The sequence below is a fragment of the Chryseobacterium lactis genome, from assembly GCF_003815875.1.
GTDB classification, from domain to species: Bacteria; Bacteroidota; Bacteroidia; order Flavobacteriales; family Weeksellaceae; genus Chryseobacterium; species Chryseobacterium lactis.
Genome location: NZ_CP033924.1, coordinates 1,350,193 through 1,376,606 on the forward strand (window position 1 = coordinate 1,350,193; position 26,414 = coordinate 1,376,606).

Here is a 26,414-nt window from a genome sequence, read left to right on the forward strand (position 1 = left end):
AAGGTTTTAAACCTTGACATGGTTAAAAGGAAGGTATTTAACAATCCAATAACCTTCTGTGATAGTTAATCTGTCCCAGATGATAATCCAGGTGAGCAATCAGATGAATCAGGAAGTAATCGGTGGTCATTTTGCTTTCAAAAACAACCAGAGGATATTCTTTTTTCAGATCATCTTCCGATAGCGTACCCAAAACTGAATCGATCATTTCTATGGTTCCCTCCACTTTTTCTATAAGCTCAGCTTTTGGAACGTCCTTTAGTGAGAATTCAAGGTCACGCTGTCTTACATAATCGGTATTTCCGAGGTGTGTTCCTACAAAATGATTGAGGTTTCCTACCAGATGAAGACATAGATTTCCGGCGGAATTGGCTATGTTTTTATCTGTTTTCCAAAGATTTTCTTCGTTTTGATAAGCTTCTATCTCTGTTTTTAGTTTGTTTAAATCTCTGTTGTAAAGAGATCTCAGGCTTTCTGTGATCATATCAGTTTTTGTTTTAAATTTTTGCTTTTTACAATATTCTTAATTAAAAAGGCACTGATTGTAAGTCAATGCCTTTTAGTATTTATTTCTGTTTCTTTGCCCAAAGCTCCATCTTTCTGTTCAGAACATCCAATGGAAGGCATCCCTGGCTCAATACTTCATCGTGGAAGCTTGCCAGATTGAATTTGCTGCCAAGTTCTTTTTGGTATTTTTCTCTCAATTCACGGATTCTTAAAGACCCGATTTTATATCCTAAAGCCTGTCCCGGCATTGCCATATATCTTTCTACTTCTGCTACAGCAGCTCCTTCATCATAAGAAATGTTGCTTAAAAAGTATTTGATAGCCTCTTCTCTGGACATTTTTCCGGTGTGAAGGCCTGTATCTACCACAAGTCGTACTGCTCTCAGCATCTGGTCGCTCAGATAACCCATTTTCTGGTAAGGATCTGTATATAACCCAAATTCAGGGCCTAATGTTTCACAATAATGTGCCCATCCTTCACCATACGCTCCAAACCATCCGAATCTCATAAACTTAGGAAGCTTTTCATTTTCCTGTTGCAGAGAAACCTGATAATGATGCCCCGGAATAGCCTCATGAAGGAAAAGAGACTCCATTCCTGAAGTTACATTAAACTTGGTAGGATCAGGAAGCGGTACATAAAATATTCCTGCTCTTTTTCCGTCCGGAGTTCCAGGAATATATTCTGCACTGGCACTTGCTTCTCTGAATTTCTCTGTCTGCCTGATTTCAAACTTTGTTTTCGGTGTTACGTTGAACATCGTTTTCAGTTTCGGAGTGATTTTCGTTAAAATACTGTTGAATCCGTTCAAAACATCCTTAGACGTTTTATAAGGCATTGCCTTCGGATCTGTTTTTACATGAGTAATAAACTCTTCCAGGGTTCCTGAAAATCCTACTTGTTGCTTCACTTTTTCCATCTCTGTACGAAGCATGGCAACCTGCTGGAGCCCAATCTTATTGATTTCCTCCGGAGATTTCTTAGTAGTTGTCCAGCTTTTTACATAATAGCTGTAAATTTCATTTCCATTGGGAAGGCTGTTGTATCCATCAGTATCTCTTCCTTTTGGCAGATATTCTTTTTCTAAAAAGGTTCCCATTTTGGTATAAGCGGGAATGATCTTTTTGGTAATAGCGTCTTTATAAAGTGCTGAAAATTTATCTTTTTGGGCTTGGGTAAAGCTTTTCGGGAAGTTTTTAATGGGCCCGTAAAAGATATTCTTTTCCATATCCGGTGTAATGATTTCCTCAGCTTTCATTTGAGGAATCATTTTAATAACCAGTTTCTTAGGAAGAACGACTTTATTGTTGATTCCCTCACGGAAGTTTTCTGCTGCTGCATCCATCCATTGTGGGAATTTTTCCATTCTTTTCAACCAGTCACTATAATCTTTTTCAGTTTTAAAAGGCTGGCTTCCCTGTCCGCTTCCATACAATGGGAAATTTAAAGGAAGACCTCCAAATTGCGTGAAAGGAATATATTCCGGATGATAGGCATAGGCTTCTATTTTATCTTTTAAGGTATAATCAAGCACATCATATACTACCTTATCTTCATCAGAAAGAGTTTTGTAATCTACGTGATCCAGCTGTTTCTGCACCGAATTATAAAAGGCAACTTCTCCTGAAATAAAATCTTTGTCGATATTAATGGGGAGTTGATCATTGTATCGGGTATCTCCCTGAGAAGTAGCATCTAAAGGGTATAATTTAAGGTACTGCTCATAATAATTAGCAGCAATAGAATCCAGATTACTGGGGGTTACTTTGGTAAGAGGAGAGTCCGACTTCCTGCAAGAAGCAAGAGCAAGCATCAATCCCAGTCCTAAAATACTTTTTGATACAATATTTTTCATTTTCAGAATCTTTATGAAACAAAAATAGGTATTATTAGGAGATTCAGGCCCATTGACTTACCTGATTTTAAAAAAATAATTTTCAAAATCCTTTTAACTTTGAATCAATTTTTTATCTTTGTCCAAAACATTTAACAATCATATTATTACAGTTCTTTTTTAAGAAAAAATGAAAGGGATTTTAAAAATTTACCATCCGGAGGAAACGCTAAAATACAATATCAGAAATACTTATTGTAAGGCAGTTTACAGCAACCAGCAACACTTTTTAGAGGTTGAAATTATAACGGATGACAGTTTGGATCACGTAGACGATGATTCTTTACAGTACAAGTTTCCGCAGCTTTCACTTGAAGTTTTCGATTTCCCGATCGAATCGGCGGAAATAGAAGGAATAACAATAAAAATCAATGACTCTGATGAGGAAAATTACACAGAGGTAGATCTTTTCGATGACGAAGATGCCTACATCTATGATAACGAGCTTCTTTTTGAGAAAAATGAAGAGGGCGAGCTTCAGGTCATTTGGAAGGGAACCATTGATGATTTTTATACCGGGTCCGATACACCGATTCCTTTTAGGTTAAAATGTGAATTCAGCCAGGATGATATTGACGTAGGCGAAGATTAACAGCCGTCTGCTTCATTTTTTATAACAAATTTCTTTTCAAAATTTCTTTTGGAAAGAAATTTGCTATTTGTAAATTCTAACAAAATTTAAGTTGTTTTTAAGCAATTTTTAAGATATCAATTCATAATATTCCACTACATTTGTCGTTGAAACTTTAATAAAATTCACATTTAATGCTGTTAACGGAACTTTCTCAGATTTTATTTGCACAAATCGCTACACCCGCAGTTGCTACAGACAATTTAGAGTTCTCATTTTGGAAGATCATGTTCCATGGAGGTGCCTTCGCTAAAATAGTGATGGCCACGGTTTTACTATTGGGAGTGTTTTCTCTGTATCTGTTTTTTGAAAGATTTTTCTTTATTAGAAGACTGACTTCAAAGACAGATTCCAATTTTATGAACAATATTGAGGACTTTATCAAAGCCGGAAAAATAGAGGCTGCTTCAGATTATTGCAAAACACAAAATTCTCCGGAAGGTAGAATTCTTGAAAAAGGAATCTCAAGATTGGGACGCCCTGTTTCGGATATTGTAAGTGCGATGGAAGCTCAGGCTCAGGTAGAAGTTGCCAATATGGAAAAGAATCTTAACCTTTTAGCGGTAGTACCAAGTATTGCCCCGATGTTAGGACTTTTAGGTACGGTTATCGGGATGATTATCGCTTTCTTCAACTTGTCTCATGCAACAGGATCTTTCTCACCAAAGACCCTTTCTGAAGGTATTTATACTGCCCTTGGACAAACGGCTGTAGGTCTTGCGGTAGCTATTCCTGCAAACTTCTGCTACAATATTCTGTTAACAAGAATTGATAGATTTGTATTGAAAGCACAAAATATGTCAGGAGAATTTTTAGATCTTATCAACAAACCTTTATAAATCTTTCTTATGAAATCGCTGTCAGGAATGTTCTTATAAGGAAGTATTTAAGTAAGCGATTCCATCTGACCATTAATAAATATTAGAATAAACAGATGAAAATTCAGAGAAGAAATAAAGCAAATCCGGAATTCAGTTTAGCAGCGATGACAGATGTTATCCTGTTGATGCTGATCTTCTTTATGATAACGTCTTCTGCCGCCAATCAGAGTGCAATAGACGTGAATCTGCCAAAGGCCGGAACTACAGAAGATAATATTCCTAATCCTCTGACAGTAAGTATCAAGCCTGACGGATCTTTTTTCGTGGATGATAACCCCGTGAATAAAGGAGAACTGGAGCAAATTATTGTAGATAAATTAACCAGTCAGACCAATAAGTCTTTTACCATCAGGGCTGACGAAAATACATTGCATAAAGATGTTGTTTTTGTGATGGAAATTGCTGAAAAACATAAATTTAACATTGCAATTGCAACGGTAAAAGATAAATAACAATCCGGTTTTTCCGGAAAGAATCATTATTGTAAGATGAGAAGCTATACAGCAAATAGAAATGAAGAAAATAAAGATAGAGTAAAAAGCGCTTTGCTTTCTATTCTTATCTGGGCTGCCATTTTGCTTTTTGTTTTTTTATATAAATTAAAACCCGAACTGGATAAGGATCCGGAAACGGTGACAACGATGCTGGTAAACTTCGGTGACAACAGAAATGGAAATGGTGTTGAAGAACCCGCAGAACAGCCGGGAAGCTTAGCTGCAGCTACTGAAGAAGTAACTCCGGAGCCTGCAGAAACCCCTGTTCCGGAAACTAAAACGGTAGTAAAACCGGAACCTGCGCCGGAACCAAAGAAAGTTGAAGCCAAGGAAAAGGTTATTACCGGAAACAGCAAGAAAAATACAGTTCCTAAAAAGGAAGAATCTAAAAAAGCTGAGAAAAAAGAAGCTACAAGTACCAGTGCTTCAAAAACCAATAAAAAATCCGGAGCCGCCACAGCAAATGCTAAAACAGGAAATGGTGACGGAAAAGGAAATGCCGCTATTGGAAATCTGATAAGAGGTAGAGGAACAAAAGCGGGAAGCCAGGGAACAGGAGACGGAATCGGGAATGCAGGAGATCCTTTAGGCGGAGATGGAAACGGAGACAGTAAAGTAGGAATAGATCGAAAATTGGTAGGCTATATTCCGGGAACCATGGGAAGAGGAGGATCACAACCATCTCACAGTTGTACAGCAAGCGGATCGATTACAATTGCTTATACGGTAGACAAAGCCGGAAATGTAGTTTCTGCAAGACGATCCGGAGGAGTTTCGGATCCTTGTGTATCATCCACATCTGTAACGTGGGTTAAGAAGTATGTGAAGGCAGAAAAAGCTGCTACATCCTCTACCGGAACTTATAAAATTACCTTCTAAAATATAAAAGCACTTTATTCAAGTGCTTTTTTTAATTCATTTATTCTGTTGATTATCGGTAAGGCGAAGATTCCACTTGTCTGGAGGTAAAGCTCATAAAAAGTCTTTGCTTTATCCTGAAAATCTTTATCCTGAGCCTCTCTGTTCTTGAAGTAAAAAAGATTACCCAACATTTCGTAATAATCTTTGTGGTCCCTTTCTTGTCTCTCGTTGACAATCTCTATTATTTCTTCTTTGGTTTTGGAAGAAATTTCTGTGAAATTCATTTTGAAAATATCTCTCATTAAGGTGTCAAAATCCAGTTCTTTTTGCATTAAACTTTCTTCAGGTTTGTCTAAAATGAGTTTTTCCAATGCCTGGGTTAATTGGCGAATAAGTCTGAGAGTGAATTCTTTATCTGTAATCATAACGGGATAATTTTGTTGCTAGTTGCTAGTTGCTAGTTGCTAGTTGCTAGTTGCTAGTTGCTAGTTGCTAGTTGCTAGTTGCTAGTGGGTTAGTTATGTACGCCAGTTTAATTGGACGTATTTTATAAAATTATTTATTTTTCCTCCTAAGAGTTTATATTGTTCTGATTTTTCTTTAAACCCTGAATTTATTTGGGGGTAGAGCCTTGTGATCTTTGAAAGGTGACACACTGTTTCGTCACAGCTGGCTTGAGAATAAGTCAGGAATTTGATAAAATCTCCTTTGTAAATTTTTCTCCCATAGCCTTCCACAATATTAGTAACAACGGAATCTGCAGAACGTCTCAATTGACTGCCCAGTTCATATAGTTCATATTTGGGTAATTGAAGCGAAAGTTGGTGAGTTTCTATAAACAACTCAAAGGCAATGTTATAAACATCAAGTTTTTCGTAGCTCATAATATAAATATTTTAACAATAAAAATAACTAGTAACTGCCAACCAGCAACTTTAATTAGGCAAAAAACAAATATGCCAACGCAATGGAAGTAATAATACCAACCAGATCCGCCAGAAGCATTGCAATTACGGTATATCTCGTATTCTTTACGGCTACGGCACCAAAATACACGGCAATCACATAAAATGTCGTATCTGAGCTTCCCTGAAGAACCGCTGCCAATTTACCCTGGAAGCTGTCCGGGCCAAATGTAGACATCGTATCTACCATCATTCCTCTTGCTCCTGAACCGGATAAAGGTTTGATTAAAGCTGTTGGAAGTCCGTCAACAAATCGAGGGTCAAGGTTTGCGATATTCGCTACCCATTTCATCCCGTCAATTACCACATCAAAAACACCTGAAGTTCTTAATAGTGAAATAGCAATGAGCATTCCCACCAGATAAGGGATGATCTTTACACAGGTAGTGAAACCTTCTTTTGCCCCTTCAATAAAAGCATCAAAAACGTTGATTTTTTTATAAAGAGCTCCAAGTACAATTGCTAAGAAAATAAAAAGAATAAGCGCGTTACTTAAGACCTGGCTGAAAATATCCAGTTCACTTTTGCTAAGTCCTGTAAGATACCATACAAGAAGACCAATAATTAATGAAACTCCGCCTATGTAAATAAGAACGGCTGGTTTTAATAAATTGATTTTCTGATATAAAGAAACGATGATCATAGCTGCTAAAGTAGCTGCAAACGTGGCGATCATACAGTATAGGAAGATATCTGTAGGATTTTTTGAGCCTGCAGAAGCTCTGATTGCAATGATAGAAACGGGTATAAGTGTCAGTCCTCCGGCATGTAGACAGAGGAACATAATCTGTGAATTGCTGGCAGTATCTTTATTGGGATTTAGGGTCTGGAGGCTTTCCATAGCTTTTAAACCAAAAGGAGTGGCCGCATTATCCAAACCAAGGAGGTTCGCACTGAAATTCATCAGCATATGCCCGAATGCAGGATGGTTTTTCGGGATTTCCGGAAATAATTTGGAGAAAAATGGCTGGATCAGACGGCTTAAGAGATTGATACCTCCTGCTTTTTCTGCGATGCTCATAAAACCCATGAATAGAGTCATGATTCCAATAAGTCCAAGGCAAATTTTTACTGCGGTTTCTGAGGTTCCAATAACCCCATCAGTTTCCTGAACACGATAAATCTGTACCTCTTGTTTTAAAGAATCTGTTTTATAATGGATTCTGCTGTCTGCAAAATCGTTTTTTTTCATCAGATTATCTTTCACAACAGGAGAAAGGGCTGCTATAGGCTGGGATGTAATCTTCACTGTATCACCGCCTTTTCCTACTACCATATCGTTGAAAATGGTTTTGTAGTTGCTTGATGAAATATATTTTATACTGGCAATGGCAATGGCAATAATAATAAAAGCCGACCAAATTCTGCTAAGAACCATCTGATTGATTTAATTGTTTAAACTTATCAAAAATACTTCAAACCACAAAAGTCACAAAAGATTTTATTTTTAAAACACTTTAGTCCACTTGAGTACGTTTAAAATAATGCAACATAAAAAGTTCACATAAGATGAAAATCAAAGATTTTTAAAAAGCTTAAGTGTTCTTCTCAGCAGCATTTTATCTATTTTATAAAAACTTAAGTGTTTAATTCTTTTGTGAATTTTGTAGTTGAAATAAAGAGGTATTTACTCTTCGAGGTAGACAAGATGTCCTTCAAAATTATCATCCAGATTTCTCAAAACCTTCGCATCATCCATTTTTTTAACCAATTCATCAATGAAAAAGTTTTTCTCAAAAAACTGGCGATGAATTCCGGGAAGGAGTTCCATGAAGAAATCCATGCCGATTTTGTTGTTGTGAAGATCCATTTTGGTTTCTAAAGGCTGATTGGGAAACAGTTCCTCATGCATATCGGTCATTCTTTTGCAGAATTCTAGAGCCTTTTTAGGAGAAGAGATTTTACAGCAATACATCATAATGAAACAACACCAGAGTGCATGTCTGAAGGCATTTCCGATGCCATTGGTGGATGCGGTCTTCGGGAATTTTTTCTGTGCAATAGTATACGCCTTTAAAGTGGCATGAAAGCTCAATATAGCAAAAAGAGGATGGGGGAGAACAAGTGACAAAAGACGGATAATCTTTTTAAAACTCATACTCCTGATGGTATTGAAAAATATCTTAAAGGTCCTCATAAATAAAAATCTCTCCCCAATTAGAGAGAGATTGTATTGTTTTTGTTACAAATCTTATGCCTTTACAGCTAATAAATTAACCGTTTTTGCAACAGTATCCTGAATTTCAGTTCTTTTTACGATGAAATCTACAAATCCTTTTTCCTGTAAGAATTCTGAAGTCTGGAATCCTTCCGGTAAGTCTCTACCGATTGTTTCACGGATTACTCTAGGTCCTGCGAAACCGATCAATGCTCCCGGTTCAGCCATAATGATATCAGCGGTCATCGCGAAAGATGCTGTAATTCCTCCAAAAGTAGGGTCACAAAGGTAAGCGATGTATAGAAGTCCCGCTTCTGAAAGCTGAGCAAGCTTAGCTTGTACTTTAGCCAACTGCATCAAAGAATAGGTTGCCTCCTGCATTCTTGCTCCTCCGGACTGACAAATGATCATGTACGGAAGTTTGTGCTCAATACAGTAATCTATAGCTCTTCTGATTTTCTCTCCCATTACGGAACCTAAAGATCCTCCGATAAAAGCAAAGTCCATACAAGAAACTACCATTTCAGTTCCTTTTACAGTTCCTACCGCATTTCTGATGGAATCGGTAAGTTTTGTTTTTGCTTTTACTTCTTTTAAACGGTCTTTATAAGGCTTTGTATCTTTGAAGTTTAAGATATCGATACTTTCAACATTGGCATCCAGTTCGGTAAATTTACCGCCGTCAAAAAGGATGTCAAAAAATTCCGCACTTCCTATTCTTACATGAAATCCATCTTCAGGAGAAACGTAATTATTCCTCTTTAGTTCATCATGTTCCACAACTTTTCCTGATGGAGTCTGATGCCATAGGCCTTTGGGAACGTCCTTTTTTTCATCAGTAGAGGTGGTAATGTTTTTTGCTTTTCTTTTAAACCAGTCGAATGCCATTTTTTATGAGTATTAATGTATAAATGTAAAATGTACCAATGTAAATGCATTCTCATGAATACTTTTTACATTGGTACAAATGTACAGTTCTTATTTTAAAGTATTTACGTTATTTAAATCTTCAAATGCTTTCACCAATCTTGAAGAGAAAGTATCCTCACCTTTTCTTACCCAAACTCTTGGGTCATAGAATTTTTTGTTTGGTTTTTCTTCTCCTTCAGGGTTTCCGATCTGAGCTCTTAAATAGTCGATATTGTTTACCATGTAGTCTCTAACGCCTTCTGTATAGGCAAACTGAAGGTCAGTATCGATATTCATTTTGATTACTCCGTAATCGATTGCTTCTCGGATCTCTTCTAAAGTAGATCCTGAACCACCGTGGAATACAAAATTAACCGGCTTAGCAGCAGTTCCGAATTTCTCCTGAACGTATTTCTGAGAATTGTCAAGGATTTTCGGAGTAAGTACTACGTTTCCTGGCTTATAAACTCCGTGAACGTTACCAAAAGCAGCAGCAATAGTAAAGTTGTCAGAGATAGCTCTTAATTTTTCATAAGTATACGCTACGTCTTCAGGCTGAGTATATAGTTTAGAATTATCTACATCTGAATTGTCAACACCATCTTCTTCACCACCAGTCACTCCGATTTCTACTTCAAGAGTCATCTGAAGTTTAGCCATTCTTTCAAAATATTTAGCAGAAATTTCGATGTTTTCTTCTAAAGGCTCTTCAGAAAGGTCTAACATGTGAGAAGAGTAAAGAGATTTTCCTGTTTGCTTGAAGAATTCTTCGTTAGCATCCATTAATCCGTCGATCCAAGGAAGTAATTTCTTTGCACAGTGGTCTGTGTGTAAGATTACTGTTGCTCCGTAAGCTTCTGCAAGAGTATGAATGTGCTTCGCTCCGGCAATTGCTCCTAAGATTGCAGACTTCTGTCCGTCATTGCTTAATCCTTTCCCTGCATTGAAAGCAGCTCCACCATTTGAAAACTGGATAATTACAGGAGAATTTAATTTCGCTGCAGTTTCCATCGTAGCGTTTATGTTGCTTGATCCAATTACGTTTACTGCAGGTAATGCAAATTTGTTTTCTTTAGCATACTGAAAAATATCAGTAACTAACTGACCTGTGGCAACTCCTGCCGGAAAAATTCTGCTCATGTTTTACTTTTTATTATAAATTTATTAGGTGTTTTAATTTCGTGTAAAGGTAATCATTTTTGAGGAATGCCTAATTTCTTTTGTCTTTACCCCAAAGCAGCTTCTGACGGATGGTTTCGTAGAAACTTAAATTATTAGGCTGTACCAGAAGAAGCTGGAAAGCAGCCTTTTTGATAATGATTTCCTTGTCTGTTTCGATGTGTATCAATCTTGAATCTAATGAAAGGGAGTATTGTGGTACCCGGCTTTCTACACGGAATTTTATTTCTACTTTGTCATTCACAACCAGCGGCCTCACATTCAGATTATGCGGAGCGATTGGAGTGATGACGAAGTTTTCGTTATTAGGTGAGATGATAGGTCCGCCACAGCTTAAAGAGTAGGCTGTAGATCCGGTTGGTGTAGAGATAATTACTCCATCTCCCCAGAATACATTTAAAAATTCATCATTGATGTAAGAATCAACAGTGATCATTGATGTGGTTTCTTTTCTGGAAACCGTAACATCATTCAATGCATAAGGAAAAGACCCTTCCAGTTTTGGAGAGACAACTTCTATGACTGAACGGCGGCTTGTTTTTACATCTCCTTTTAATATTGAATCCAGTTCCTTGAAAGCTTCTTCTTTGGTGAAAAAGGCCAGGAATCCTAGTCTACCGGTGTTTACACCTACTACAGGAATTTCAAGATCTTCAATAAAGGTTAGAGAATTTACAATGGTTCCGTCGCCCCCAAAAGTGAAAAACAAATCCACTTCTTTATCCACAAGATCCTGCTTACTGTTAAAGGTTTCGAAAATCTTTGAAAACTGAAGTGCTTCAGCCATTTCATCATACAAAACAGATTTTACGCCTCTGCTTTCAAGCTCAGAGATAAACTTGCTTAAATATAAAAAAGTATCAAGATCTTTTTTCTGAGAATATATGGCTGCCTTCATGTTATATTTCTATGAATTTTTGGAAAAAACCGAATCGATCTTTAAACAGATCGGTTTTCTCATCAGAATAGTATTTTTCAACAATTCTGTAATCGTACCGGTCAAAAGTAGCGTCTATCGAGCTTAGATTTTCATTGCTGATCTTTATGGTTACATGAATTACTTCATCAGACATAAAACTTATGAATCCCCCATAGAATTTGGAATTATTGCTCTCTACAATATTGGCAATCTCTGTCATCGAATATTTTCTGGAAGGAGTTTCTATGGTAAGAATGGCTCCCGATTCTGAAAATAGCGGATAGCGTGACAAATCCTGAAAAATATCATCACAGGTAATATAACCCAGATATTTTTCATTTTTATTGATCACCGGAATGACATTGGAGCTGAACGTATAAAACAGACGAATACTGTCCATGATATTATGGTCTTCCAGAACAGCAAATCGTTCAATCTGATGTTCCAGATCTTTCAGTGTACCACCGTCTTCCTCGTAAAGAAAGTCCTTGGCAAGAGCTCCGTAAAAATGATGGGATTTTTTAATGAAAATGTGGGAATATCCAAAATCCTCCAGCATATTTCTGGCCGACTCTATTGAATCAGACAGGCTAAAACACGGGAAGTCTTTTGAGATATAGTCCTTGATAAACATTGTGCTAATTTATAAAAAATTAAATGAAACTTTTTCTGAAATCACCACTTTTTTTGAGCTTAAATGAAAAAAGTGATTCTAAAATTTGTTTGTAATGAAAAAAAAAGTACCTTTGTCGCCTTTCATTTTTACTTTTTATTAGATTTATTTCAAACTGCACTGTCTGTTAATGACATATGCAGTTTTTTTATTTTAGGGCTTTTGCAAATTCCCACATGACAATTCCGGCACACACACTTACATTCAGAGAATGTTTGGTTCCAAGTTGAGGAATTTCCAGGAAAACGTCTATATCAGGCAATACTTCGTCACTTATTCCTTCCACTTCGTTTCCTAAGACCAGGGCATATTTTTTTGATTTGTCAATTATAAAATCAGTAATTAACTGGCTATCGGTCGTTTGTTCGATTCCTATAATTTCGTAGCCTTTGCTTTTTAAATCTGTGATGGCTGTATTCGTATCTGGTCCATGAGACCAGTCCACACTTTCTGTAGCTCCCAGTGCTGCTTTATGAATTTCACGATGAGGAGGCTGAGGCGTAATTCCGCAAAGGATTATTTTTTCTATGAGAAAAGCATCTGCTGTTCTGAAAGCTGCCCCTACATTGTGCATACTTCTGATATTATCTAAAATGATAACCACGGGAACTTTATCAACCTTCTTGAATGTTTCTACATCGATTCTGTTAAGTTCCTCCAGTTTTAATTTCTGTACCAATTGTTTTATTTTGTTGAGATTAATTTTCCGTCTTTATAGACTTCTGTCTTTTCAATGCTTCCGTCCTCCCGGTAAAATATCCTTTTACCGTTACGTTTATCATTGGCTAATTCTGTTTCACGTTCTAATTTTCCGGATGGATAATACGTTTTCCATATTCCTTCAGACAGTCCTTTTTCATAGCGTCCCTGTTGCTTTACCGTTTTTCCATCTTCATGATAAAGGGTGCTCTCACCGTCCAGTTTCCCGAATTTATAATTGGAAACCTCATTTATTTTCCCATTGGGAGAGTAGAATGTGGCCGTAGAGTTATCATCATAGATGTTCTTTTCGCCATTTCTGTAATATTCTTTCGAGAGAAGAACTCCATTTTTGTCGTAATACTCCCAGTCTTTATATTTATATCCTTTTTTATTTTCTCCCTTGGCTTTTACTTTTCCGTTGTCATGGTAATAAACGGCATCACCATCTATCTTTCCTTTTTTCCATTCCACGACATTTTTTACCTGCCCGTTGTCAAAGAATTCCTTACAGGATCCTTCCTGTAATCCGTCTTTAAATCCGCATGGTTTCTGCGCCAACATCAAAGTAGAAGCAGAAAAAAATAATAGAAAAACGTATTTCATAGCTATTTTTATTTCAAAAATACTAAAATACTTATATTTGACTCAAAAATATACTATGAAAAAATTACTTACTTTATTCATATTAATGTTGGGCTTCACCTACTCACATGCTCAAAATACATATTATCCTCAAGCTTTTTTTGATAAAAAAATGGCTCGCGATATGCTGGCATTCGGGAATTCTGCTATTGAAGGAGTAGCTTCTACCAAACAGAAAACGGCTTTAGGAATCAAACCTTTATTGGGAGAAAAGCATTATGCAAGACAAGGAACAGTTGTGATGCTTTTTCCGGTAACGCCATATTTTCAGGAGTTTTATGATATGAGAAGAAAATATGAGAACAAGAAAACCACCGTATACATGTCTGAAGAAGCTTTTAAATACAGAGTAGAAGCATTAACAGATGATCGCGGAAGATTTAAGTTTGAAAAACTGAAACCCGGAAAATATTACCTTGAAACCATTATCAATTTTACAGCGTCCGCAAGCTATCAGAAGCAAACCGGTACAACAGATACTTATAATGGTATGGGAGGATATATGTATTCCACACCTATATATAACACCTTTTTCTACGGCTATTCAGCGGCCAACAGGGAGAGCAAATTTGTAGAAATAAAACAGGACGGAGAAATGAAAGAAATCAAGCTTTAAAGCTTGATTTTTTATTTTCTGTTCATAATCTGATGCACATTTTTCTCGATATTCTGAGCTAATGTTTCCATAGGAATATCATTTTCATCATTGTTGAAAGGATCTTCAATTTCTTCAGCGATCAATTCAAGACTCATCAGAACATAATATACAAAAACGGTAAGCGGGATCATAAAAAGACCGATGGTAATGACATAGGCAATGGGTAATGCAAAAACGTATAAGATGATAAACTTCTTGATGAAAGAAGAATAAGAGTAGGGAATGGGCGTATTTTTAATTCTCTCACAACCTCCGCAGACATCAAGAAAACCTGAAAGTTGAGTATCCAGATAAAGCATTTCTACATCTGAAATTTTACCTTCTTTTTTAAGCTGATTCAGTTTATGGTTTAAAAGAATTACGATTTCGCTTGGCCCATGGTTTTTTAAGGTCTTTTCGATTTCAGAATAATCTTCGTCCAAAGCCAACCTCGTTGATTCCTTGGAAAGATGTTTGGCTAAAAAGTGAGGGAAAAATTTTAAGTACCTTGAAATCTGTTCTGCATCCTGACGGTTGTCTCCAAGAATTGTATTGATTTTTATAGCAAAATTTCTGGTATCATTCACCAGTTTGCCCCAAAGCTTTCTCCCTTCCCACCATCTGTCATAGGCGGTATTGGTTCTGAAGACCAGCAACAAAGAAAGCACAAATCCCAATAGAGAATGAATCATTCCCACATTGCTGATCCCCGATTTTGAAGTAAGATGGAGATATTCTACCTCCAGATATTGAATCCCCCAGGAATATAATCCTATAAGAATCATGCTTGGAAACAATATTTTTAAGGTATCGCTTTTGTGTAAGCTGAAAAGGATTTTAAGGAAATGTTTGGTATTATAGGCTCTCATAAATTCGCTAATGTTGTCTTTAATTTTAAAATGTAGATTGGAGATATTTTCTAGTCCTTCTTCTTATTTCCGGGAGTTACTTTTTTAGGTTTGGGTTGCCCAGATTCTGAACTGTGTTGCTTTAGTTGAATTTACCCTGTACCCAACTGAAATTATTGCATCTAAATTATAAAATTCTATTTCCCTACTTATAGTTCTATTTCCCTCCTGCTGAACTTGTGCAATTTTTGCACTTGTTGAATCCTTTTGAAGTTCATTTACTTCATAAATATTGCCTAGATGCTTGGTGATAACACTTCGCTCAACACCAAACAGCTCAGCAATAGACTTTTGAGGCAGCCATATAGACTCATTATGTAATAATACATTAAGTTTTACATCTCCATTTGAAGTTGTATAAAGAATAAAATTTTGAGCATTCTCCTCCATATGGGTAAAGTTCTAAAAAAAAATCTAAAAAATGAAATTTTGAATTTTATACCGAAGTAAAATCTTTCGGAAACTTTGGCCATTGGTTTTTACTGGCTGTCTTAGTTCAGATTTTCTCAATTTTCAAAAAAACACTATTTTTATTTCGCATTAAATACAAAATACATGATCCTCGAAAACGTAGATGTTATCAATGATATCAGTAAAGAAGATTTTCAGAAGAATTATTTTAAAAAGCAGAAACCTCTTTTGATCAAAAATTTTGCAAGTCGCTGGGAGGCTTTTGATCTTTGGAATCTTGATTATATTAAAGAGAAAGCAGGTGATCAGGACGTTCCGCTCTATGATAATAAGCCAGCCAATGCTGCTAAAAGTTCCGATGCTCCGGTAGCAAATATGAAAATGAAAGAGTATATTGATACAATCAAATCCAGGCCTTCAGACCTTCGGATTTTCTTTTATATCATTACAGACAGACTCCCTGAATTATTAAAAAACTTTACCTATCCGGATCTGGGAATAAAGTTTTTTAAAAGACTTCCTACCTTGTTCTTCGGAGGAAGTGAAGCTCATGTTTTGATGCATTATGATGTGGATTTGGGAGATTTTATGCATATCCATTTCGAAGGAAAGAAAAGGATTTTATTATTTGACCAGAAACAGTCTGCCTTTTTGTATAAGGTTCCGCTTTCCGTTCACACCATTTATGATCTGGACTATGAAAATCCTGATTATGAAAAATTCCCGGCCTTACAATATGCAAAAGGCTATGAAATTTTTATGGAACATGGAGATGCGCTCTTCATTCCCGGAGCATTCTGGCACTTCAACAGATACTTGGAGCCTGGCTTTTCATTATCATTAAGGGCACTTCCCAACAAACCGAATGTTTTTGCCAATATGCTGTATCATGTTTTCATTATGAGATATACAGATAAGCTTATGCGTAAACTTTTTAAAGCTAAGTGGGTGGATTACAAACAGAAATGGGCTTACAGGAAAAGTACCGAAGCATTGGAAAAACATTTGAGAGAAGGGAAGTAGTTGTTTCCAGTACCTTAAGTCTTATTTATTAATCAATCCAAAAAGCCTGGCATCCACAAATTTTCCTTTTTCAAAAAAATAATCTTTCATTGTTCCTTCTTCCTGAAAGTTTAAGGAAGTTAAAAGTTTCTCAGAAGAAATATTATCCGGATCAATAAAAGCATCTACACGATGTAGCTGCATACTTTCAAAACCAAATGTTAAAATAGGAAGAATGGCTTCTTTCATAAAGGATTGTTTCCAGAAAAGGGGATTCAGTTCATATCCGATTTCAGCTCTGAAATGCTCACGATACCAGTTGTGATAGCCACAAGTACCGATGACTTTTTTTTCGGATTTTAATTCCAATGCCCAACGAAATCCTTTTCCATTTTCAAACTCCGTGTTGAAATGTTCAATAATATTCCTGGCATCCTCTAGTGACTTGAATGCTTCCAGATCATAATATTTCATGACCTGGTCCTGAGAAAAATACTCAAATACATCTTGTGAATCACTAAGAGTAAGCTGTCGTAAAATAAGTCTTTCAGTCTCTAATACAGGAAATTCCATTGAATATATTTTAAGGTGAAAATACAAATAATTCCTGATAAGGAAAAGGGAGTTAAAGATAAACCATGAAACAATTCCGAAACCCTGAATTTATTTTTCTAAATTTGGGGCTCATTTTTTACTATGGCAAAATCGAAGAAGGAAACTCCACTCATGACGCAGTACAATACCATCAAGGGCAAATACCCTGATGCACTTTTGCTTTTCAGGGTAGGGGACTTTTATGAAACTTTTGGGCAGGATGCTGTGAGAACATCTCAGGTATTGGGAATCGTTCTTACAAAAAGGAATAATGGAGAAGGAAGTGTTGAACTTGCAGGATTTCCACATCATTCGATAGATTCTTACCTTCCAAAGCTGGTAAGAGCAGGAATAAGGGTGGCAATCTGCGATCAGCTTGAAGATCCGAAAATGGTCAAAGGAATTGTAAAAAGAGGGGTAACTGAATTAGTTACACCAGGAGTTACCTTCAATGATCAGGTGCTGAATTCAAAGAAGAACAACTTCCTCCTTTCTTTACACAAAGAAAAAGAGAAATACGGAATTGCTCTGGTAGATATCTCCACAGGAGAGTTTCTGGTGAGTGAAGGAAATCTCGAAAAGTTGTTGCACATCGTTAATACCTTCGATCCCAGCGAAATTGTCTTCCAGCGAAGCATGCAGCTTCCTGAGCAGATTAAAAATAAAAATGCCTTTAAGCTTGAAGACTGGGCGTTTCAGTATAATTTTGCCTACGAAAAATTAACCAATCACTTTAAAACCAATTCTTTAAAGGGGTTTGGAGTAGAAAATCAACCATTGGCGATTACAGCCGCAGGAGCTATTTTTGCTTATCTGGTGGAAGATACGCATCATAATCTGCTTGCCCACATTACAAAACTTCAGATTATTCCTCAGGAAGATTACCTGATGATGGATAATTTCACCTTGAGAAATCTTGAAATTGTTTATCCAAGCAACCCGCAGGGAAAGTCACTATTAGATATTATCGATAAAACATCTACTCCGATGGGAGGAAGATTGTTGAGAAGAAGAATTATTCTTCCTTTAAAATCAGTGGATGAAATTGCAAGAAGATTGTCTCTCATTGATTTTCTGAACGAAAAAGACAGCCTTAAATATGAAATCTGCCAGCTGCTTAAATCTATCTCTGACCTGGACAGGCTAATGGGAAAACTGGCTGCTGAAAAGATTTCTCCTAAAGAATTAGGGTATCTGCGCCAGAGTTTAATAAATATCCATACCATAAAAGCATTACTGTATCCTCATGCAGAAGTTCTGGCATGGCTGGATCCGTTATTTGATCTTGATGAGCTGATTAAATTTTTACAAAACCACCTTAATGAAGAACTTCCGGTAAGCATTGCCAAAGGAAATATCATTAAGGAAGGGGTTTCTGATGAGCTGGACCGATTGAGAAATCTTCAGAGCAAAGGCCGCGGATTCCTCGATGAAATGTGTCAGAGAGAAATTGAGAGAACAGGTATTTCCAGTCTTAAAATTGATTTTAATAATGTTTTCGGATATTATATTGAAGTAAGAAATACCCATAAGGATAAAGTTCCTGATGATTGGGTAAGAAAGCAGACACTTGTGAATGCCGAACGATATATTACCGAAGAACTAAAGGAATATGAAAGCCAGATCCTCGGTGCTGAAGAAAAAATAGGGGTTTTGGAAACTGCGCTGTACAGAAATGTTTGTGCTGAAGCAATGGTTTATATCGATCAGATTCAGGGGAACTCCAATATTATTGCTCAGCTTGATGTGGCCGGAGGATTGTCTGAACTCGCTGTTTCCGAAAGTTATACAAAGCCTATTCTGAATGACGGGTATGCCATTGATTTAAAAGAAGCAAGACACCCCATTATTGAAAATGCACTTCCGTTAGGGGAGAAGTATATTCCTAACGATATCTTTTTGGATAAAGATTCACAGCAGATTATTATGGTTACCGGACCAAACATGGCCGGTAAATCGGCAATTCTGCGTCAAACGGCGATCGTTTGTCTTCTGGCTCAGATCGGAAGTTTTGTTCCTGCAAAACATGCCGAAATCGGAATGCTGGACAAAATCTTTACAAGAGTCGGAGCTACCGATAATATTTCGGCTGGAGAATCCACTTTCATGGTAGAGATGAACGAAGCGGCCAATATTTTGAATAATATTTCAGAGCGAAGTCTTATTTTGCTTGATGAGATCGGACGTGGAACTTCCACCTATGACGGGGTTTCTATTGCCTGGGCCATAGCAGAATATCTACATCAGCATCCCACTCAGGCGAAGACTTTATTTGCTACCCATTACCACGAATTGAATGAAATGACGGTGAACTTTGAAAGGGTGAAAAATTTCCACGTATCCATACAGGAGAATAAGGGGAATATTATCTTTTTAAGAAAGCTGATTCCGGGAGGCAGTGAACATAGTTTTGGTATCCATGTGGCAAAATTAGCAGGAATGCCTGCAAAGGTTGTCAACAGGGCCAACGAAATCCTTAAAACGCTTGAAGCAAGCAGAACTCAAGGTGGTGGAGGCACTTCAGAAAGTATCAAAAGAGTCACCGAAGAAAATATGCAGCTCTCTTTTTTCCAGTTGGATGATCCTGTTCTGGAAAATATCCGCGAAGAACTTACCAAGATAGATATTAATACCCTGACACCGATTGAAGCTTTAATGAAGCTGAATGCGATAAAAAAAATGATTGGAGGATAATCCAATCATTTTTTTTACAAGTTACTTGTATTTTCTAACAGCAAAATTCGTCCTGAACTCCCGGAACTCCTGAACGTTCTATTCCTGTTCTCCGGTCAGTACAGCTTATTACAATATGGCAGATAGGACCCGCTCCTTTAATTTCTCTCAATTCTCTTTTGGAGAGTTTTCTTGTTTGAATGATTGATTTTTTCATAATACTATTGATAGGTTTGTGTTTAGTTGTAAAATTTCAGATTAGCAACAATATCCGTCATTGCCTCTCGGGCCAATGATCAGAAAGTGATTTACTCCTCTCAGTTTACAAAGGCCTTCTGCGCATGCCGTAGCTCCTCCGTTAATCTCTTTCAACTCATTTTTTGTGAGTTTTGCTTTTTGAATGCTCATTTTTTTCATAATATTTTGATTGGGTTATTTTGTGTAATGATGCTAATGTGTTGAATATTTTTGTGTTATATCCTTTTTCGCCAAGCTGGCAGTAAAGGAATATGATGAAAATGACCGGAAATTCATCCGGCCATTTTTATGGTATCGTAAGTTTAGCAGCAAGGGCCATCCTGAATTCCGTGAACACCATACATTTCCTGTCCGGTGCTTGGGTCAAAGCAGCTTACTACCAATGGGCAGAATGGTCTTGCTCCACTGATTTCTTTCATTTCTTTTTTGGTAAGTCTTTTTGTTGGAATGGTTGATTTTTTCATAGTAAGTAATTTAAATTGGGTTGTATTTAACTTGATTTTTTTAATTAGCAACAAAATCCATCTCTTCCAATAAGTCCTGGAATCATCTCTCCTGTAGAAGGATCTTGACAGAATCCTCTCAAACATAGAGGGCGTGCACTCCCGTTAATTTCTTTTAATTCGCTTTTAGTGAGCGCTTTTTTTTGAATGGTCGATTTTTTCATAGTAATTTGATTTTATGATATTAGATGGTAATTAACAGCAGTATCCGTCTTGACCGACAAAACCTCTGAAAAGGTCATCTGATCCGGGAACCATACAGAATCCTCTGAAACAGGCAGGAGAATTACCTCCGTTGATTTCTTTTAATTCCGACTTTGTAAGTTTTCTTTTTTGAATGTTTAGTTTTTTCATGGTATTTTTAATTTGATTGTAAGCTAAATTACATTTTATTTCGAATAACTCAATATTTGGTGAAAGAAATTAATGTAATTATTGAAATTATTAACAAAGTTTAACAAATTGATATTCACTAAGAAAGAATGCATTTGTTAATTTTGAGTATGAAGACTTTAATAAAGATATTGACTGTATTTTTGTTCTGCACCATTTGCAAAGCTCAGCAGACTGAAGTGTCTGTGATAAAGTATGAAGATCTCGAGAAACGGATCCAACAGGAGAAGGCAGAATTGCTTGTGGTCAACTTTTGGGCTACAACTTGCGCTCCCTGTGTAAAAGAGCTGCCTCACTTTATGGAGGTAAATAATAAAAATGATTCCAATCCGAAATTCAAAATGCTTTTAGTTTCATTAGACCGGCTGGCAGATAAAGAAAGAGTATTGAAATTCATCAAAAATAAAAACCTGACTGCTGAAGTAGTTCTGCTGGATGATATTAAAAGAATGAATACCTGGATTCCAAGATTTGAAAAAGAATGGGACGGAAATATCCCGGTAACGTTGTTTTATAAAAATGGGATGAAGGTGCATTTTAATGACGGCGAAATGAGTAAAGAAGAACTTGAAAAAACAGTTAGTGATAATCTACAATAAATAATCTATTATGAAAAATCTGAAAACTTTAATAGTGGCATTCTGTATGGGTATGGGATTACTCAGCTTCACAACCACCGATCACGATAAAAATAAACCACAGAAGGAAAGCTCCGCTGCAAAAGGCTATGAAGTAGGTGATGCCGCCGCCGATTTTAAACTTAAAAATATTGATGGGAAAATGGTTTCCCTGAGTGATTTTAAAAGTGCAAAAGGATTCATTGTAATATTTACCTGTAACCACTGTCCTTACGCAAAGAAGTATGAAGACAGAATTATTGAACTCGATAAAAAATACAGAGATCAGGGATATCCTGTGATTGCTATTAACCCTAATGATCCTAATGTACAACCCGAAGACGGTTATCAGCAAATGATCGAGAGGGCAAAACAGAAAGGATTTACGTTTCCGTATTTAGTAGATGAAGGACAAAAAATTTACCCGCAGTATGGTGCTACAAAAACACCACATGTATTTGTATTACAGAAAGAAAGTGGTAAAAATATCGTGAAATATATTGGGGCGATCGACAACAATTATGATAATCCGAATGATGTGTCTGAATATTATGCACAGGATGCCGTGAATGCTCTGATAAAAGGAGAACCTGTGAAAATGACAAAAACAGTTGCCATTGGATGCACAATCAAAATAAAGAAATAATATATTTGTCTAAAATAAAATCGGTATTCGTGGAATACCGATTTTTTATGCCCTGAAGTATCATAACAATGAAATTAACATTCAATCTTAAATATTTTCTTCTCACCATAGTTATTTTTCTGGTGGAGGTTTTAATAGCAACAAAGCTTAAAGACATTTTCTTTGTAAGAGCGTATCTTGGTGATGTTATTGTGGTGATGCTTCTTTATACTTTTGTTAAAAGTTTTATCAGGACAAATAACCAAAAACTGATCCTTGGAATTCTGATTTTTTCCTGCATTATTGAATTTGCACAGTATTTTAATATTGCAGAAAAATTAGGCTTCCGTCCTGGAAGCCTGATGTATATTGTGATCGGAAATTCTTTTTCATGGATCGATATCCTCTGTTATGCCGTAGGCTGCTTATTGCTTTATATAGTAGCAGGAATGGGAAAGAATGAGACCTCAGCCATGAAATCCGCAAACTGATTTCTATCTTCCAAAACTGTCATATTTATCTTCCGCATAGGTGATAAATCGGTTCAATAATGCTACGTTTTCTTTTTCCATAGGCGAAAGCTCATTGTCTACATTATTCGAAACGGGGATGTACCAATCTGTTTGCTCGAAGAAATCTCTGTACGTTTCTTTCTTGAAAGAATAGCCATGTCTTGCAAATACAGAGTTTTTGATGATCTCAAGATCTAGTTTTCTTAAATTTTTAATGTCTTTTTCACCCAATTTTTGCTTAGAGGCATTCAGCTTAAAGACTGCATCGGAGGCGACTCTGTTCTTAGAGGTAGTATAGCTTTCAGTTTTCCCATCATTATCTGTATATTTTTCTACAAAATCCTTTGGATTGTTCCAGTCTACCAGATTGGAGTCCGGATCAAGCATAAAGTTGGGGTTGTAAACAAAATTTTTCTTGATAAGCTTAAGGGATTTTGAAGGTGCTTTTACAGCCTTTTTGTTGAATGCATTCCATTTTCCCGTTAAGCTGTCGCCATTCAATTGTACTTCAAATCTGCCATCTGTTTTGTCATTTCCCGGCTCATCCAGTACAAAAGATTTTGAAGACTCATTAAAAATACCTTTGAAAGGACGTTGATTACCATTGACAATACTTTGGCCAAATACACTGTCTTTTGTAATCCGGTTGATCTTTAAAGAGATTTTTTTGTACACGTTTTCATCATACTCGGAACCGTCCCCATCGTCAATCATTTTTTGCATACCGGCAAAATCACCGGTATAAACACCATAGTACTCTTTATGAATTTCGGGAATCAGGACAGAATCTTTTTTTGCAGTTAAAGAATCTTTCCCGGTCACATTGGTTTTTCCCTCTTTTTTGCAGCTCAGTAAGGAGACTGCCAGTAAAGAAATAAATGCGTAATTTAAAGTTTTCATATCTGTTTTTTTGTGATTAAATATTCAATTAAAAGGATATTGGGAATCCAACCCAGCCATGCAATGATCTGATAAACATCCATAGGATTGGGATGGAATAAATATACAATAATAACTTTCCAAAATCGTAATGTGATGGCAGAGACGGTGAAAGCAAAACTTCGCCACATCCATTGTTTGTGTTCTGTGAATTTTTTCTGTCTCGCCAGTTGATAGGCTTTAAAGGTAGAAAACCACCATGAAATTCCTAAGACTACAAAAGATATTTTGGATGAGATTCCACCATTGGCAAAAAGCCCCATATAAATTCCTGAAGGTGCCGCCAGAATCAAAATGAGAAAAATATAAATTTTCCCTATATTCTTATGGAAGCTTTTCCATCCGAAATCTTTCCGAACTATGGCCAGAAACCCAGAAAGAAGGACAAAAATACTGGTGTAAACATGCGTGTAGAAAAAATAGAGATATTCTGGTCTCTGTTCCACTTCAGTCTGTTTGATCATCAGGAAACTGATATTGGGATCCAAAGGAATATACTCCAGCGTGATTTTGAGCATCAGCCAAAAAAAATATACAAATCCTAGGATGAGAAGGATTTTGAAAAATGTGATATATCTTTTGGCTGAAAACATATCCACGTTTTAATCAAAACTTATTGATATTGGAAGGGTGTACCAATAGTCGACAGGTTTATTTTTATAAACCGCGGGCTCCCATTTTTTGTTTATGGTATTGATGGCCCTTATCACTTCTTTATTAAAGCTTTCCTGTTCTCCGTTTGCCGTCACAGAGCTCAGTTCCCCCTTGGAATCAATTATAAACTTTACCTCTGTGCTTGCTGATTCTGTAATGATACTGAAATCTAATTTGCTCATAATGAGTGTTTTGAATACAGTGATTCCTCCTGGGAATTCAGGCTTTATATCTGCTTCATTAGTGTAATCTTTTACAGGGGATTCTGTCCGGTCCTGTTTTGCCTGAGAAAAACATAATGTGAACCCAAGCGTAAATAGTAGAAATATTAATTTTTTCATGTGTCGTTATCCTTATTTTTAGTGATTTTTATAGAGTATTCAAATCCTGTGCAATCAGCCATCCTTCACTCCAGCATGCCTGGAAGTTGAATCCTCCGGTTACAGCGTCTATATTTAAAACTTCTCCTGCAATATAAAAATTAGGAAGTAATTTTGAGGACATGTTTTTAAAGTTAATTTCCTTTAAATCAACGCCTCCTGCCGTTACGAATTCATCTTTAAAAGTGGATTTTCCGGTAACCTGGAATTTTTTTCTGCAAAGATTTTCAATAATCGTCTGCATTTCTTTTCCGGAAATATTGGCTACCTGCTTATTCAGGTCAACTTTTGAAATCTCTAAGATTTTCTGCCAGAATCTGTTGGTGATATCAAAGATTTTGGACTGTCCGACGGTCTTTTTCGGATTGCTTTGTTTAAAGTTATGAAATGTTTCCTCAGCATCTTCCGTCGCTATTGAGATAAAATTAACCTCAATTTCAAAATGATACTTCACCTTAGCCAGACTGATGGCTTCCCACGCAGAAATTTTCAAAACTGCCGGCCCGGAAAGTCCCCAGTGGGTAATCAATAAAGGGCCGCTTTCGTCTGTCTTCAATTTAGGAATCGAAATCCCTGCATTCTCAAAACTTGTTCCCGGAAGGTCTTTCAATAATTCATCTTTGATATTAAAAGTGAACAGGGAAGGTACCAGATCAATGATTTTATGGCCCAGATTTTCCACGATCTTTAATGATTTGGGAGAACTGCCGGTGGCATATACGATATAATCTGCCTCAAAATCGCCCGAATTGGTCTTTACAAGATATCTTTCACCGTGTTTTTCAATCTCTTTTACAGAACATTTTGTTTGAACGGATACATTTTTCTTTTGAACCTCATTCAGAAAAGTGTTGATGATCGTTTGTGATGAATTGCTTTCGGGGAAAGTCCTGTTGTCATTTTCAATCTTTAACGGAACATTCCGCTGATCAAACCATTCCATCGTGTCTCCCGGCTGAAATTTTGTGAAGACACTTAAAAGTTCTTTATTTCCACGAGGGTAAAACTGAACCAGTTCTCTGGGGTCAAAACAGGCATGGGTGACATTGCAACGCCCGCCTCCGGAAATTTTAACTTTCTGAAGAACGTCAGAATTCTGTTCTAAAATCGTAATACTGTATTTCTTTTCGTCAAGGTTCGATGCACAGAAAAAGCCTGCAGCACCGCCTCCGATAATAATGATCTGTTTCATGTATGGGTAATCCTATGCGGAAGATTATTTTTCCAAAATTACAATTTTTATAAACCATCTTATTTGAGTATTTTTGAAGATTATTATTTTAATATTACCAAAAACGATTTTCTTATGATTTTCTACCATAAATTTGAAGTGAGATGGAGTGACCTTGATGCCAACAAGCACTTAGCCAATTCATCCTATGTACAGTATTGTGCGCAAGCCAGAATGGCCTTTATGACTAAAGAAAAAATGGGAGTGACCCAACTTAGCAGATGGGGAATCGGACCGGTTATCCTGCATGAAAGATATTCTTTCTTCAAAGAGATTTATGCAGATCAGATTGTCATTGTAAGCGTAGAAATCGATGGATGTTCAGAAGATTCTTCCATCTACCGTTTTGTACATAAATTCTATACACCGGAAGGCGTACATTGTGCTACTGCAGAAGCTACAGGAGTATGGATCGATATGATGCTGAGAAAAATGACCACTCCACCGGATGATGTAGTGGAAGCAATGAATAAATATAAAAGCCCGGATACGGTGGTGTTGTCTAAAGAAGATTTCAAAAAGCTTCCTTTCCACCCACACAATATTGATCCGGCAGAAATTAATATATAAATGATGAATGAGGGTTGATCAATGATATCAATATAAGCATTGTATTCTTGATACATCAATTATCATTTATCAATCATCACTTATAAACAGA

The 26,414-nt window shown here is 36.6% G+C and carries 35 protein-coding genes; 11 read left to right on the forward strand and 24 right to left on the reverse strand.

The genetic code is table 11. The features are described from left to right. Positions 1 to 37: 37 nt before the first annotated feature. Positions 38 to 484 (reverse strand): DinB family protein, encoded by a 447-nt coding sequence (locus EG342_RS05735; protein ID WP_103288797.1) that lies wholly within the window; start codon positions 482 to 484, stop codon positions 38 to 40. Positions 485 to 566: 82 nt separating this feature from the next. After that, positions 567 to 2,363, reverse strand: a complete 1,797-nt coding sequence (locus EG342_RS05740) for a DUF885 domain-containing protein (RefSeq protein ID WP_103288798.1) — start codon at positions 2,361 to 2,363, stop codon at positions 567 to 569. A gap of 169 nt (positions 2,364 to 2,532) precedes the next feature. On the opposite strand from EG342_RS05740, the gene EG342_RS05745 reads away from it, so the two are divergent. From EG342_RS05745 to EG342_RS05760, 4 genes are all read left to right on the forward strand, one after another. Beyond that, positions 2,533 to 2,994, forward strand: coding sequence for a hypothetical protein (locus EG342_RS05745; RefSeq protein ID WP_103288799.1), 462 nt, complete (start codon positions 2,533 to 2,535; stop codon positions 2,992 to 2,994). A 173-nt stretch (positions 2,995 to 3,167) separates the two neighbouring features. Beyond that, a complete protein-coding gene (locus EG342_RS05750; RefSeq protein WP_103288800.1) occupies positions 3,168 to 3,872 on the forward strand; it encodes a MotA/TolQ/ExbB proton channel family protein in 705 nt (234 codons plus the stop codon). A 95-nt stretch (positions 3,873 to 3,967) separates the two neighbouring features. Next, positions 3,968 to 4,366: an ExbD/TolR family protein gene (locus EG342_RS05755; protein ID WP_103288801.1), complete on the forward strand. Its 399-nt coding sequence runs from the start codon at positions 3,968 to 3,970 to the stop codon at positions 4,364 to 4,366. Positions 4,367 to 4,402: 36 nt separating this feature from the next. After that, positions 4,403 to 5,287, forward strand: coding sequence for an energy transducer TonB (locus EG342_RS05760; protein ID WP_103288802.1), 885 nt, complete (start codon positions 4,403 to 4,405; stop codon positions 5,285 to 5,287). A gap of 14 nt (positions 5,288 to 5,301) precedes the next feature. Here EG342_RS05760 and EG342_RS05765 read toward each other — a convergent pair whose 3' ends face one another. From EG342_RS05765 to EG342_RS05810, 10 genes are all read right to left on the reverse strand, one after another. Continuing rightward, positions 5,302 to 5,694 carry a hypothetical protein gene (locus EG342_RS05765; RefSeq protein WP_103288803.1) on the reverse strand — a complete coding sequence of 131 codons (393 nt, stop codon included), beginning with the start codon at positions 5,692 to 5,694 and terminating at the stop codon, positions 5,302 to 5,304. Positions 5,695 to 5,787: 93 nt separating this feature from the next. Beyond that, a complete protein-coding gene (locus tag EG342_RS05770) occupies positions 5,788 to 6,153 on the reverse strand; it encodes a four helix bundle protein (protein ID WP_103288804.1) in 366 nt (121 codons plus the stop codon). Positions 6,154 to 6,208: 55 nt separating this feature from the next. Further along, on the reverse strand, positions 6,209 to 7,612 hold the full coding sequence (locus EG342_RS05775) for a nucleoside recognition domain-containing protein (protein ID WP_103288805.1): 1,404 nt from the start codon (positions 7,610 to 7,612) through the stop codon (positions 6,209 to 6,211). Positions 7,613 to 7,861: 249 nt separating this feature from the next. Next, entirely contained in the window at positions 7,862 to 8,371 is a 510-nt protein-coding gene (locus EG342_RS05780; protein ID WP_103288806.1) for a DUF6973 domain-containing protein, read from the reverse strand. Between the two features lie 54 nt (positions 8,372 to 8,425). After that, positions 8,426 to 9,280 (reverse strand): acetyl-CoA carboxylase, carboxyltransferase subunit beta, encoded by an 855-nt coding sequence (gene accD / locus EG342_RS05785; protein ID WP_103288807.1) that lies wholly within the window; start codon positions 9,278 to 9,280, stop codon positions 8,426 to 8,428. A 90-nt stretch (positions 9,281 to 9,370) separates the two neighbouring features. Further along, a complete protein-coding gene (gene fbaA, locus EG342_RS05790) occupies positions 9,371 to 10,441 on the reverse strand; it encodes a class II fructose-bisphosphate aldolase (protein WP_103288808.1) in 1,071 nt (356 codons plus the stop codon). A 70-nt stretch (positions 10,442 to 10,511) separates the two neighbouring features. After that, entirely contained in the window at positions 10,512 to 11,378 is an 867-nt protein-coding gene (locus EG342_RS05795) for an NAD kinase (protein ID WP_103288809.1), read from the reverse strand. Position 11,379: 1 nt separating this feature from the next. Beyond that, positions 11,380 to 12,033, reverse strand: coding sequence for a CBS domain-containing protein (locus EG342_RS05800; RefSeq protein ID WP_103288810.1), 654 nt, complete (start codon positions 12,031 to 12,033; stop codon positions 11,380 to 11,382). A gap of 187 nt (positions 12,034 to 12,220) precedes the next feature. Next, a complete protein-coding gene (locus EG342_RS05805; protein WP_103288811.1) occupies positions 12,221 to 12,751 on the reverse strand; it encodes an RNA methyltransferase in 531 nt (176 codons plus the stop codon). Positions 12,752 to 12,756: 5 nt separating this feature from the next. Then, complete coding sequence (locus tag EG342_RS05810; RefSeq protein ID WP_103289295.1) at positions 12,757 to 13,377, reverse strand: toxin-antitoxin system YwqK family antitoxin; 621 nt, start codon at positions 13,375 to 13,377, stop codon at positions 12,757 to 12,759. A gap of 55 nt (positions 13,378 to 13,432) precedes the next feature. Here EG342_RS05810 and EG342_RS05815 point away from each other — a divergent pair, with 55 nt between their 5' ends. Further along, positions 13,433 to 14,032 (forward strand): hypothetical protein, encoded by a 600-nt coding sequence (locus EG342_RS05815; protein WP_246008740.1) that lies wholly within the window; start codon positions 13,433 to 13,435, stop codon positions 14,030 to 14,032. Between the two features lie 11 nt (positions 14,033 to 14,043). Here the strand turns inward: EG342_RS05815 and EG342_RS05820 are convergent, their stop codons facing one another. Together EG342_RS05820 and EG342_RS05825 are read right to left on the reverse strand one after the other, a co-directional pair. Continuing rightward, positions 14,044 to 14,922 (reverse strand): bestrophin family protein, encoded by an 879-nt coding sequence (locus tag EG342_RS05820; RefSeq protein ID WP_103288812.1) that lies wholly within the window; start codon positions 14,920 to 14,922, stop codon positions 14,044 to 14,046. A gap of 84 nt (positions 14,923 to 15,006) precedes the next feature. Continuing rightward, entirely contained in the window at positions 15,007 to 15,351 is a 345-nt protein-coding gene (locus tag EG342_RS05825) for a virulence RhuM family protein (RefSeq protein ID WP_103288813.1), read from the reverse strand. A gap of 165 nt (positions 15,352 to 15,516) precedes the next feature. On the opposite strand from EG342_RS05825, the gene EG342_RS05830 reads away from it, so the two are divergent. Further along, positions 15,517 to 16,395, forward strand: coding sequence for a cupin-like domain-containing protein (locus EG342_RS05830; protein ID WP_103288814.1), 879 nt, complete (start codon positions 15,517 to 15,519; stop codon positions 16,393 to 16,395). A gap of 21 nt (positions 16,396 to 16,416) precedes the next feature. Here EG342_RS05830 and EG342_RS05835 read toward each other — a convergent pair whose 3' ends face one another. Beyond that, a complete protein-coding gene (locus EG342_RS05835; protein ID WP_103288815.1) occupies positions 16,417 to 16,947 on the reverse strand; it encodes a GNAT family N-acetyltransferase in 531 nt (176 codons plus the stop codon). Between the two features lie 123 nt (positions 16,948 to 17,070). Here EG342_RS05835 and mutS point away from each other — a divergent pair, with 123 nt between their 5' ends. Then, positions 17,071 to 19,662 (forward strand): DNA mismatch repair protein MutS, encoded by a 2,592-nt coding sequence (gene mutS, locus EG342_RS05840; RefSeq protein WP_103288816.1) that lies wholly within the window; start codon positions 17,071 to 17,073, stop codon positions 19,660 to 19,662. A gap of 34 nt (positions 19,663 to 19,696) precedes the next feature. Here mutS and EG342_RS25080 read toward each other — a convergent pair whose 3' ends face one another. The 5 genes from EG342_RS25080 to EG342_RS25095 all read right to left on the reverse strand — a co-directional run bounded on the left by EG342_RS25080 (position 19,697) and on the right by EG342_RS25095 (position 20,756). Next, positions 19,697 to 19,858 (reverse strand): hypothetical protein, encoded by a 162-nt coding sequence (locus EG342_RS25080; RefSeq protein ID WP_164465150.1) that lies wholly within the window; start codon positions 19,856 to 19,858, stop codon positions 19,697 to 19,699. A 41-nt stretch (positions 19,859 to 19,899) separates the two neighbouring features. After that, positions 19,900 to 20,049: a bacteriocin gene (locus tag EG342_RS05845; protein ID WP_164465151.1), complete on the reverse strand. Its 150-nt coding sequence runs from the start codon at positions 20,047 to 20,049 to the stop codon at positions 19,900 to 19,902. Between the two features lie 152 nt (positions 20,050 to 20,201). Then, positions 20,202 to 20,363, reverse strand: coding sequence for a hypothetical protein (locus EG342_RS25085; RefSeq protein ID WP_164465152.1), 162 nt, complete (start codon positions 20,361 to 20,363; stop codon positions 20,202 to 20,204). Between the two features lie 44 nt (positions 20,364 to 20,407). Beyond that, a complete protein-coding gene (locus EG342_RS25090) occupies positions 20,408 to 20,566 on the reverse strand; it encodes a hypothetical protein (protein ID WP_164465153.1) in 159 nt (52 codons plus the stop codon). Positions 20,567 to 20,597: 31 nt separating this feature from the next. Then, on the reverse strand, positions 20,598 to 20,756 hold the full coding sequence (locus EG342_RS25095) for a hypothetical protein (protein WP_164465154.1): 159 nt from the start codon (positions 20,754 to 20,756) through the stop codon (positions 20,598 to 20,600). A 149-nt stretch (positions 20,757 to 20,905) separates the two neighbouring features. Between EG342_RS25095 and EG342_RS05850 the strand changes: the two genes are divergently transcribed. The 3 genes from EG342_RS05850 (at position 20,906) to EG342_RS05860 (ending at position 22,528) form a co-directional block, all read left to right on the forward strand. Continuing rightward, on the forward strand, positions 20,906 to 21,394 hold the full coding sequence (locus tag EG342_RS05850) for a TlpA family protein disulfide reductase (RefSeq protein WP_103288818.1): 489 nt from the start codon (positions 20,906 to 20,908) through the stop codon (positions 21,392 to 21,394). Positions 21,395 to 21,404: 10 nt separating this feature from the next. Continuing rightward, positions 21,405 to 22,058 (forward strand): thioredoxin family protein, encoded by a 654-nt coding sequence (locus EG342_RS05855; protein WP_103288819.1) that lies wholly within the window; start codon positions 21,405 to 21,407, stop codon positions 22,056 to 22,058. Between the two features lie 68 nt (positions 22,059 to 22,126). Next, positions 22,127 to 22,528, forward strand: a complete 402-nt coding sequence (locus tag EG342_RS05860; RefSeq protein ID WP_103288820.1) for a ribosomal maturation YjgA family protein — start codon at positions 22,127 to 22,129, stop codon at positions 22,526 to 22,528. Between the two features lie 3 nt (positions 22,529 to 22,531). On the opposite strand, the gene EG342_RS05865 is transcribed toward EG342_RS05860, so the two are convergent. From EG342_RS05865 to EG342_RS05880, 4 genes are read right to left on the reverse strand one after another with little or no spacing between them, the layout of a single operon-like run. After that, positions 22,532 to 23,449: a YARHG domain-containing protein gene (locus tag EG342_RS05865; RefSeq protein ID WP_103288821.1), complete on the reverse strand. Its 918-nt coding sequence runs from the start codon at positions 23,447 to 23,449 to the stop codon at positions 22,532 to 22,534. Next, positions 23,446 to 24,081 (reverse strand): DUF2306 domain-containing protein, encoded by a 636-nt coding sequence (locus EG342_RS05870; RefSeq protein WP_103288822.1) that lies wholly within the window; start codon positions 24,079 to 24,081, stop codon positions 23,446 to 23,448. Before EG342_RS05870 ends, EG342_RS05865 begins: the two co-directional genes overlap by 4 nt. A gap of 9 nt (positions 24,082 to 24,090) precedes the next feature. After that, positions 24,091 to 24,483, reverse strand: coding sequence for an energy transducer TonB (locus tag EG342_RS05875; RefSeq protein WP_103288823.1), 393 nt, complete (start codon positions 24,481 to 24,483; stop codon positions 24,091 to 24,093). Positions 24,484 to 24,511: 28 nt separating this feature from the next. Further along, a complete protein-coding gene (locus tag EG342_RS05880) occupies positions 24,512 to 25,714 on the reverse strand; it encodes a BaiN/RdsA family NAD(P)/FAD-dependent oxidoreductase (protein WP_103288824.1) in 1,203 nt (400 codons plus the stop codon). Positions 25,715 to 25,828: 114 nt separating this feature from the next. Between EG342_RS05880 and EG342_RS05885 the strand changes: the two genes are divergently transcribed. Continuing rightward, complete coding sequence (locus tag EG342_RS05885; protein WP_103289300.1) at positions 25,829 to 26,323, forward strand: acyl-CoA thioesterase; 495 nt, start codon at positions 25,829 to 25,831, stop codon at positions 26,321 to 26,323. Positions 26,324 to 26,414: the final 91 nt, after the last annotated feature.

What these genes read in the sequence shown, in the direction of transcription:
- EG342_RS05820 (WP_103288812.1), bottom strand. Translation starts at nt 14,922, where the DNA reads ATGAGAGCCTATAATACCAAACATTTCCTTAAAATCCTTTTCAGCTTA.
- EG342_RS05780 (WP_103288806.1), bottom strand. Translation starts at nt 8,371, where the DNA reads ATGAGGACCTTTAAGATATTTTTCAATACCATCAGGAGTATGAGTTTT.
- EG342_RS05775 (WP_103288805.1), bottom strand. Translation starts at nt 7,612, where the DNA reads ATGGTTCTTAGCAGAATTTGGTCGGCTTTTATTATTATTGCCATTGCC.
- EG342_RS05800 (WP_103288810.1), bottom strand. Translation starts at nt 12,033, where the DNA reads ATGTTTATCAAGGACTATATCTCAAAAGACTTCCCGTGTTTTAGCCTG.
- accD (WP_103288807.1), bottom strand. Translation starts at nt 9,280, where the DNA reads ATGGCATTCGACTGGTTTAAAAGAAAAGCAAAAAACATTACCACCTCT.
- EG342_RS05750 (WP_103288800.1), top strand. Translation starts at nt 3,168, where the DNA reads ATGCTGTTAACGGAACTTTCTCAGATTTTATTTGCACAAATCGCTACA.
- mutS (WP_103288816.1), top strand. Translation starts at nt 17,071, where the DNA reads ATGGCAAAATCGAAGAAGGAAACTCCACTCATGACGCAGTACAATACC.
- EG342_RS05835 (WP_103288815.1), bottom strand. Translation starts at nt 16,947, where the DNA reads ATGGAATTTCCTGTATTAGAGACTGAAAGACTTATTTTACGACAGCTT.
- EG342_RS05755 (WP_103288801.1), top strand. Translation starts at nt 3,968, where the DNA reads ATGAAAATTCAGAGAAGAAATAAAGCAAATCCGGAATTCAGTTTAGCA.
- EG342_RS05885 (WP_103289300.1), top strand. Translation starts at nt 25,829, where the DNA reads ATGATTTTCTACCATAAATTTGAAGTGAGATGGAGTGACCTTGATGCC.
- EG342_RS05770 (WP_103288804.1), bottom strand. Translation starts at nt 6,153, where the DNA reads ATGAGCTACGAAAAACTTGATGTTTATAACATTGCCTTTGAGTTGTTT.
- EG342_RS05850 (WP_103288818.1), top strand. Translation starts at nt 20,906, where the DNA reads ATGAAGACTTTAATAAAGATATTGACTGTATTTTTGTTCTGCACCATT.
- EG342_RS25080 (WP_164465150.1), bottom strand. Translation starts at nt 19,858, where the DNA reads ATGAAAAAATCAATCATTCAAACAAGAAAACTCTCCAAAAGAGAATTG.
- EG342_RS05760 (WP_103288802.1), top strand. Translation starts at nt 4,403, where the DNA reads ATGAGAAGCTATACAGCAAATAGAAATGAAGAAAATAAAGATAGAGTA.
- EG342_RS25085 (WP_164465152.1), bottom strand. Translation starts at nt 20,363, where the DNA reads ATGAAAAAATCAACCATTCCAACAAAAAGACTTACCAAAAAAGAAATG.
- EG342_RS05875 (WP_103288823.1), bottom strand. Translation starts at nt 24,483, where the DNA reads ATGAAAAAATTAATATTTCTACTATTTACGCTTGGGTTCACATTATGT.
- EG342_RS05815 (WP_246008740.1), top strand. Translation starts at nt 13,433, where the DNA reads ATGAAAAAATTACTTACTTTATTCATATTAATGTTGGGCTTCACCTAC.
- EG342_RS05865 (WP_103288821.1), bottom strand. Translation starts at nt 23,449, where the DNA reads ATGAAAACTTTAAATTACGCATTTATTTCTTTACTGGCAGTCTCCTTA.
- EG342_RS05825 (WP_103288813.1), bottom strand. Translation starts at nt 15,351, where the DNA reads ATGGAGGAGAATGCTCAAAATTTTATTCTTTATACAACTTCAAATGGA.
- EG342_RS25095 (WP_164465154.1), bottom strand. Translation starts at nt 20,756, where the DNA reads ATGAAAAAACTAAACATTCAAAAAAGAAAACTTACAAAGTCGGAATTA.
- EG342_RS25090 (WP_164465153.1), bottom strand. Translation starts at nt 20,566, where the DNA reads ATGAAAAAATCGACCATTCAAAAAAAAGCGCTCACTAAAAGCGAATTA.
- EG342_RS05845 (WP_164465151.1), bottom strand. Translation starts at nt 20,049, where the DNA reads ATGAGCATTCAAAAAGCAAAACTCACAAAAAATGAGTTGAAAGAGATT.
- EG342_RS05745 (WP_103288799.1), top strand. Translation starts at nt 2,533, where the DNA reads ATGAAAGGGATTTTAAAAATTTACCATCCGGAGGAAACGCTAAAATAC.
- EG342_RS05880 (WP_103288824.1), bottom strand. Translation starts at nt 25,714, where the DNA reads ATGAAACAGATCATTATTATCGGAGGCGGTGCTGCAGGCTTTTTCTGT.
- EG342_RS05830 (WP_103288814.1), top strand. Translation starts at nt 15,517, where the DNA reads ATGATCCTCGAAAACGTAGATGTTATCAATGATATCAGTAAAGAAGAT.
- EG342_RS05810 (WP_103289295.1), bottom strand. Translation starts at nt 13,377, where the DNA reads ATGAAATACGTTTTTCTATTATTTTTTTCTGCTTCTACTTTGATGTTG.
- EG342_RS05740 (WP_103288798.1), bottom strand. Translation starts at nt 2,363, where the DNA reads ATGAAAAATATTGTATCAAAAAGTATTTTAGGACTGGGATTGATGCTT.
- EG342_RS05735 (WP_103288797.1), bottom strand. Translation starts at nt 484, where the DNA reads ATGATCACAGAAAGCCTGAGATCTCTTTACAACAGAGATTTAAACAAA.
- EG342_RS05870 (WP_103288822.1), bottom strand. Translation starts at nt 24,081, where the DNA reads ATGTTTTCAGCCAAAAGATATATCACATTTTTCAAAATCCTTCTCATC.
- EG342_RS05795 (WP_103288809.1), bottom strand. Translation starts at nt 11,378, where the DNA reads ATGAAGGCAGCCATATATTCTCAGAAAAAAGATCTTGATACTTTTTTA.
- EG342_RS05855 (WP_103288819.1), top strand. Translation starts at nt 21,405, where the DNA reads ATGAAAAATCTGAAAACTTTAATAGTGGCATTCTGTATGGGTATGGGA.
- EG342_RS05765 (WP_103288803.1), bottom strand. Translation starts at nt 5,694, where the DNA reads ATGATTACAGATAAAGAATTCACTCTCAGACTTATTCGCCAATTAACC.
- fbaA (WP_103288808.1), bottom strand. Translation starts at nt 10,441, where the DNA reads ATGAGCAGAATTTTTCCGGCAGGAGTTGCCACAGGTCAGTTAGTTACT.
- EG342_RS05860 (WP_103288820.1), top strand. Translation starts at nt 22,127, where the DNA reads ATGAAATTAACATTCAATCTTAAATATTTTCTTCTCACCATAGTTATT.